At 44.3% G+C, this 6,457-nt stretch carries 2 protein-coding genes; both read right to left on the bottom strand.

Annotated features, from left to right (window positions below; genetic code table 11):
* Window positions 1-175: 175 nt before the first annotated feature.
* Window positions 176-781 carry an SGNH/GDSL hydrolase family protein gene (locus tag AC1DWN_RS24750; protein WP_477561555.1) on the bottom strand — a complete coding sequence of 202 codons (606 nt, stop codon included), beginning with the start codon at window positions 779-781 and terminating at the stop codon, window positions 176-178.
* Window positions 782-796: 15 nt separating this feature from the next.
* Window positions 797-5,956 (bottom strand): S-layer homology domain-containing protein, encoded by a 5,160-nt coding sequence (locus tag AC1DWN_RS24755; RefSeq protein WP_477561556.1) that lies wholly within the window; start codon window positions 5,954-5,956, stop codon window positions 797-799.
* Window positions 5,957-6,457 lie beyond the last annotated feature (501 nt).

The following is a 6,457-nucleotide window of genomic DNA, read 5'->3' on the forward strand; positions in this document are numbered from 1 at the left end:
ATCTATACTTCCTTGTATAGGATACCAGTTCTTTAAACATGAGATCCTCCGAGTCACAGGATGATAGCAACAATTTCTCAGCAGTTCGGACAAGTGCTAACGACTTTATAATGTCACAATATAATCGGCTTGTCTATGTGTTTTATTGTATAGATGGATGTGCTTTTATGTGTTTTTATTGTGCGAACCCGCAAGCCTTCAACCAATTGATGGCCATTAGCAAATTCCCAGTCGAATTCATGTGAACTTGATCCACGGTTAGCGTTTTCCCGCGTTGCTCCCTTAAGTATGTTGTAAATGACTGAAACTGAGGTACGAGAATGGCTTCGAATTCCGCCGCGACTTCTCTTATTATTCGATTATAGGGAAGAAGACGTTCATTCTTCCCGTCGTTCGAATCTTCGGATAGGATTGTCGTTTCCATTAATATCAAGGATGACCCCGTTTTGCTTTTCGTTTCAGCCAATAATTCCCTATAAGTATCTCTGAAATCATCGCAGCTGACGTTTTTCCATTCATCATTTATGCCAATAGAAACGGACAACCAGTCCGGCTTTAACTCGATTACATCTTCATTCCAACGTGCCTTTAGATCCAATATCGTCTCACCACTTATCCCACGATTCTCTACCTGCAAAGAGATCTCTGGACGTACGATCGATAAGTAATCCCGTACGATGCGTACATATCCACCTCCAATATTTTCAGGATCATCCTTTCTGCCGCAATCCGTAATGCTGTCGCCAATAAATATAATTTTTTGTCCTTCCTGTAGCAACATGTGCATCGCTCCCTTTTATTTATTTAATAGATTGTAAACGAGTTGGGCTGCTTCCGCCCGCGTCGCACTGCTCTGAGGCGCAAACAAGTTACTTCCTCTTCCACGCACCAATTTCGCTTCTTCGGCAGCGACAATGTATGGTAGAGCCCATCTCGGAATATCATGCGCATCGGTGTAGCCGACTGTCGCCTCCGACTTCGGTTGAATGCCGGCCGAACGCACGATCATCGTGACCATTTCCGCTCTGCTGATGAATTTGTCTGGGGCAAACTGATTTACGCTTATCCCTGAAGTGATCCCGGCTTTAATTGCTGCCGCTACACTATCCGCATACCAGGCATCCGCTTTTACGTCGATGAACGTATTGTTCACACCATCGGCTTTCAGGTTTAAAGCATTCGCCAGTAAAGTTACGAATTCTGCTCTGGTCGTCTTTCCTTCAGGGTTAAATCTTATTTCATCCACACCATTGACAATATGCTTTGCTGCCAAAATTTGAAGCATTCGCTTCGCCCAGTGACCTACCTTCACGTCGCTGAAAGTCTTGTTATACTCCATGACCGAATACACGCTAAGATGCTGCAGCGTTACCTTAACTTGATTCATGACCTCATCGATTTCACCGCCGACATATTCCCATTGCTTCTTCGCCTTATCGTAATAGTAAATACCGAGAAGCTTCTGATCGACTTGACTGGAATCATAAGGAAGAGATAGTGTAATGCCGCCTGAGACTATATCGATTGCGATTTCACGATTATCGGCAGTCTTGAGTTTTACTTCGAAATCATAAACTTCACCTGCGATTTTCATCGTCGCTTTGCTGCCGCTGATCGGCGCGTTTAATATAGCTGAATCGTTGATAGGACTCATGGTCACTTCAATCAAAGAACCGGCGTTAATGCCTGATTGTTTTCTGAGATTATCCAGCGTCTCTTGACTTACGGTAATTGACACTTTACCTAAGTATACTTGAAGCGGATAATTCCGGACCTCCGATAAGAGGACGACAGCTTTCGATTGACCCTCATCCAACTTCACTTGCGCCGCCCCGTCCTTAATCTCTACCTTAGAGTGAACGTTGCCGACTTGGCTTCCAGGACTTCCGCTATCTTTCTCGCCTAAAGCAACGATTGCTACTTCGTTAGATTGACCGCTTTCGCCATATGCATCGTAGGCTTCCGCAATAAAGTAATAGGTCGTTCCCTTTGTCAGCCCAGATACAGTAAAATGGGTCACGCTTCCCGCATCAATCTTGCTCGAATGCACTCCGCTGTCTGTACCGTACTTAATGTTATAACCTGTTGCTCCGGCTACCGCTCCCCAACTTAATTGCGCCTCTCCATTTCCGACTATCGCGCTAATCGTTGGAGTTTCAAATATCTGTTTGCCAAGAATCAAATACCCATATTGAATCGGGGCTTTTCCCGCGCCGATCCCGCTGTTGTATTCAATCCATCCGTTTCGGGCATCTCCATTACCCGAGTTGATGAAGCTTCCGTCGCTATAATTGGCAAGTACAGAGATCCCTAAGGCGGATCCGTCTTTAACTGAAATTCCTCCCGGGATGATTTCGCCCCAAGGAATACTCAATTCGTAACTAGTAGACTTCGTCGCTTCGTCTCTGGAAATCTCCATTTCGCCTACTGTAAACTCGCCTGCAGCTTTGCCGGCAATGGCATTGTAACGATACCCGACAGCCTGACCTTCGTCTGTTAATCCAAATGCGAATTCAGAGTATCCTTTGCTTCCCGGAACAGCTCCTCTATCGGGATCTATGGCAATCTGAATGCTGGAGCCTTTCCACAAATCGGCCGCATTCGAGATCGGCAAACGGTGTACATCTTCCATAACCTTAATTGCGATATACAAATTGTCATTATCCCACCTTGTATGCCCAGAAGCATTTAACCTTTGCGGAGACCACTGATCAGCGAAAGTGCTTTCAATACTCTTCACCTGGGCTCTCTGATTCATGACAAACTCGGGCAAACCCCATTCTTGGATTGAGCCGTCAATTGTCGGCTTAGATTGTGTGAATAAGCTGCGCAAGGCGGTAACTTGTTTGTTTACATTAATTCGTCTCGACTCGGTAACACTCCCCGTCATATCGTAAACCTTGTATTGCAGAGTATGCTCTCCATTGCTTAAGCCCTTTACGGTATATGCATAAGGAGATACCGTCATTTCCTGTATCAATCTATCATCCACGTACAGCTCTACTTTTTGAATGGGTTGTATTCCCGCGATATAAGGCATAGTCTGTAAATCGGCAACATTTAATTGATAACCATCACGAAAGGTTGCAAAATCAACAATTTTCGGTTCCTCGATTTCTGGGACAGTCGGTCCGGTTGTTAGATGAACAGCCTCTGAAGCAGCCCCAACATTTCCGCTCCGGTCTTCCACTTCTACCTTGTAATAATACGTCGTGTTTGGCTTTGCTTCTTCCCTGTCAATAAAATTTGTCGTAGCGGATTCTCCCACCATATTGGAATAAGCTGGCGAAAACGACGCTTCTTCACTTCTATAGATGTTATAATGCAGAATCCCGTTCCCTTGATCTTCTCCCTCCGCCCAGGATAACTCCGCATAACCATTAAGCGTCGCAGTAACTTGATTTACTGTCGAAGGAATCGATTCATCAATAGGCAGAACTTGTGTATTGCCGTCAAACCCTGTACCCTGTTGCCATGATGCAAGACTCGAATAGGTCATCCCATGATAAATCGAGCTAAAGGAAAGCGATTCATTAGCGACATAATTATGATCAATAACATCAAAGTTCGTATTTTGAGCAATATCGAAAATATTGAAGTTTGTTATTCCTCTTGCAATCGCAACGTGATTATCATGAATCTTATTTCCCGTCCACGTTCCATGCGGATTAGAAGCGCTGTTGATCGCGGTCGTATTGTCTACGTCTACGATGATCATATTATTTGCGACATCTAGATCATGCTCTCCTGATGAGAGATCGGGTCTTCCCGTAAAATTACCGAGCGCGATTTGACCATTCCCGTTTGATTGTTGCCCTTGATTGCCTCTGACTTTGTTATTCCATATTTTCGAGCCGTAATTACTCATTGTCGTTATTCCGTTACCTTTGTTATCGTGCGCGTAATTATACTGTACGGTGATATTGTCACAGTACCAATCCACATTGACCCCTGATCCGTCATAACCCGATCCCGCGTCCTTCATGTTATAAACTTCATTAAATTTAATTACGGAATCCCGAGAGGCGATGATCCACAAGCCTCCAGGCCCCCAAGTATCGATGCCAAGACCTCCGTCATGAACAACATTTCTTTCTATAACGGAATGATGAGCATCTTGCAGAACGATTCCTTGACTAGCAGTATGATGAACGTAATTTCCGCTGATTTTAAATCTTCCAAAAAGCATCTGGGAGCGCAAATCCTCGTTTTTCGCGGTATCCCATCCAGCAGTGGTTATTCCATACCACCCCACATTATGGACCTCATTGTTGATAATCGAAACATCAGTTGCAACCTCTTTGATGTCGGTTCCCGGAATCATTGCCGCAATCATAATTCCATTGCTGTTACTGTTGTAATTAGCGCTGTATACTTCATTCTCTTCAATTCGAAGATTTTCGTACCGCTGTGCATTATCATAAATAACGTAAATGCCTGCAGTAATATTGCTCCACGATAACGTTGAAGATGTAAGGATGTTAACGGCTAATCCCTTAATCGTCCAATGGCTTAAATTATGTCCAGTGACAACACTTCCACCACTCGGGGCATTCCACGAGATGACAGGCTTAGCGCCTGAGCCGTAGGAAGAAACAGTAATCGGATTTCCCTTCGAACCAGAGCCTTTCAAAACAAGCGGTTCATTCCATGCGTCACCCGATTTCAAGAGGATGGAATCCCCTGCACTGAAAGTCGAAATATTGATTTTATTAAGAGTTTTCCATGCGCGTTCAGCGCTTAAGCCATCGTTGGCATCATCGCCAGTGCTGGAACTAACATAGTAAGTTGTTTGACCATCCGAATTAACAGGTGCTAACACCTTTTGTACCTCGATATTATCAAAGTCCGCAGTTGCACTCGACATATTCAAAGCAATCTTTCCGGTTGCAAAAGATGTGTCTTCTGTGGACAGTAGTTTAACGCCGTTAATATAAAAGTCGATGTATTTCCCCCCTGCTACACCTTTGAATGTGTAGGACTTGCCCTTATCCATGCTGAAAGCCGCTTCTGAAAGCGTTGTCACTACTCCGTTCCGTACTTTAACAATCTGGATTTTCCCAGCTTCAGTATACTGTAGATCGTATCTGTTTTGACTATCCTGATATCTTAGGCTTAAGCCAACCGCTCCATCCTCACTTATAGCTGTCGGAATAACTTGAGCTTGTACGGAATAATCAGCCCAAGTGCTATTGCCTGTATAGGAAATACCACCGCCACTCTCCGTTTGCGAATAAACTTGATTAGCAGACAGATATGTAACGGCAACATTATCGAATTGCGCCGTTGAGGCCCATGAGGCAAGCGCAACCTTACCGGATGAAATATAACCGTCATCGTCCGTAGTCTCTATAACCAAAACACCGTCTCTATATACACGGATTTGATTCCCTATCACATCGATTTTCAGATGCACAAACCTCGAGACATCAAGAGAATCATCTTCATATGCTTTTAACCATTCTTGAGCGCTGCCGTTCTGTTTCATCAACCTGATGTACGATTCACTCATATACAAATAGTAAAAGTGTTGGTTATCCTGATGCCGAAATTCCAGCATCGCTCCAGCGCCGCTGATCAGCTTCACATCAGCTTCAAAGGAGTAATCTGTCCAAGCATTGCTCCCAGCAATTAGTTCTGCTAACCCGTTGCTGGAACTCTGTTGATAGACTTTAGAAGATTCGACTTGTACGCTAGACCACTCGCCCCCATTATTAGTCCACCCTGCAGCACTTCCATTCTCAAATTCATCAGAAAATAAAGTTACTCCCGTACTATTAACGGTAGCCCAGGTTCCGCTTTCGTCGGTCCAGCCTGTAGCATCTTCATCTTCAAAATTGTCAAAGAAAATCGAGCTTTCATCTGTTTGAGCATATGAAATATTCGTTCCCGTTGGCCAGCTCGTCGTCAACAGCATCACAATCATCACAACTAGGAAAACTCGACTCCAGATCATTTTTTTCAATTTAATAACCCCCCTGTGATTGGATCCCCCTCATAACATCATTATCCTATCACTCCGTCCAGCTCCATTAACATGTACTTATCTTTGGAACTGTTATGTGTTTTGGTGGTATTCTCGTAATCGAACGGTCTACCGACCATTATGCTATTGTAATCCTTGACACCGACGCGCCCAGCGAAGAAAGAAAAAGTACCATTGGTAGACATGGTAGCGCAAATCAGAATGACAGGCGCCTTATCGAAGTATCGTCAAATAACCCCCGCCTTTTTGGAAGAGGGGGGTTATTTGACGCTAACGTTTGAACATATTCCTTCGAAGCGTCTCCCACTCCCTGCGCGCGGACTGAACCCCGGTATTTCCCATTTGCAGTTGGTGATCAATCATTTGTACAGCACTATGACAACTAGCCTAACACAGGGGGATCATGCTCTAAGAAACAATCACCATTGGAATTCTCCTCTCTCTATCAAAGCAAGGAGAAAACCTTGATCC

This window comes from Paenibacillus sp. P4_A7, assembly GCF_056402455.1.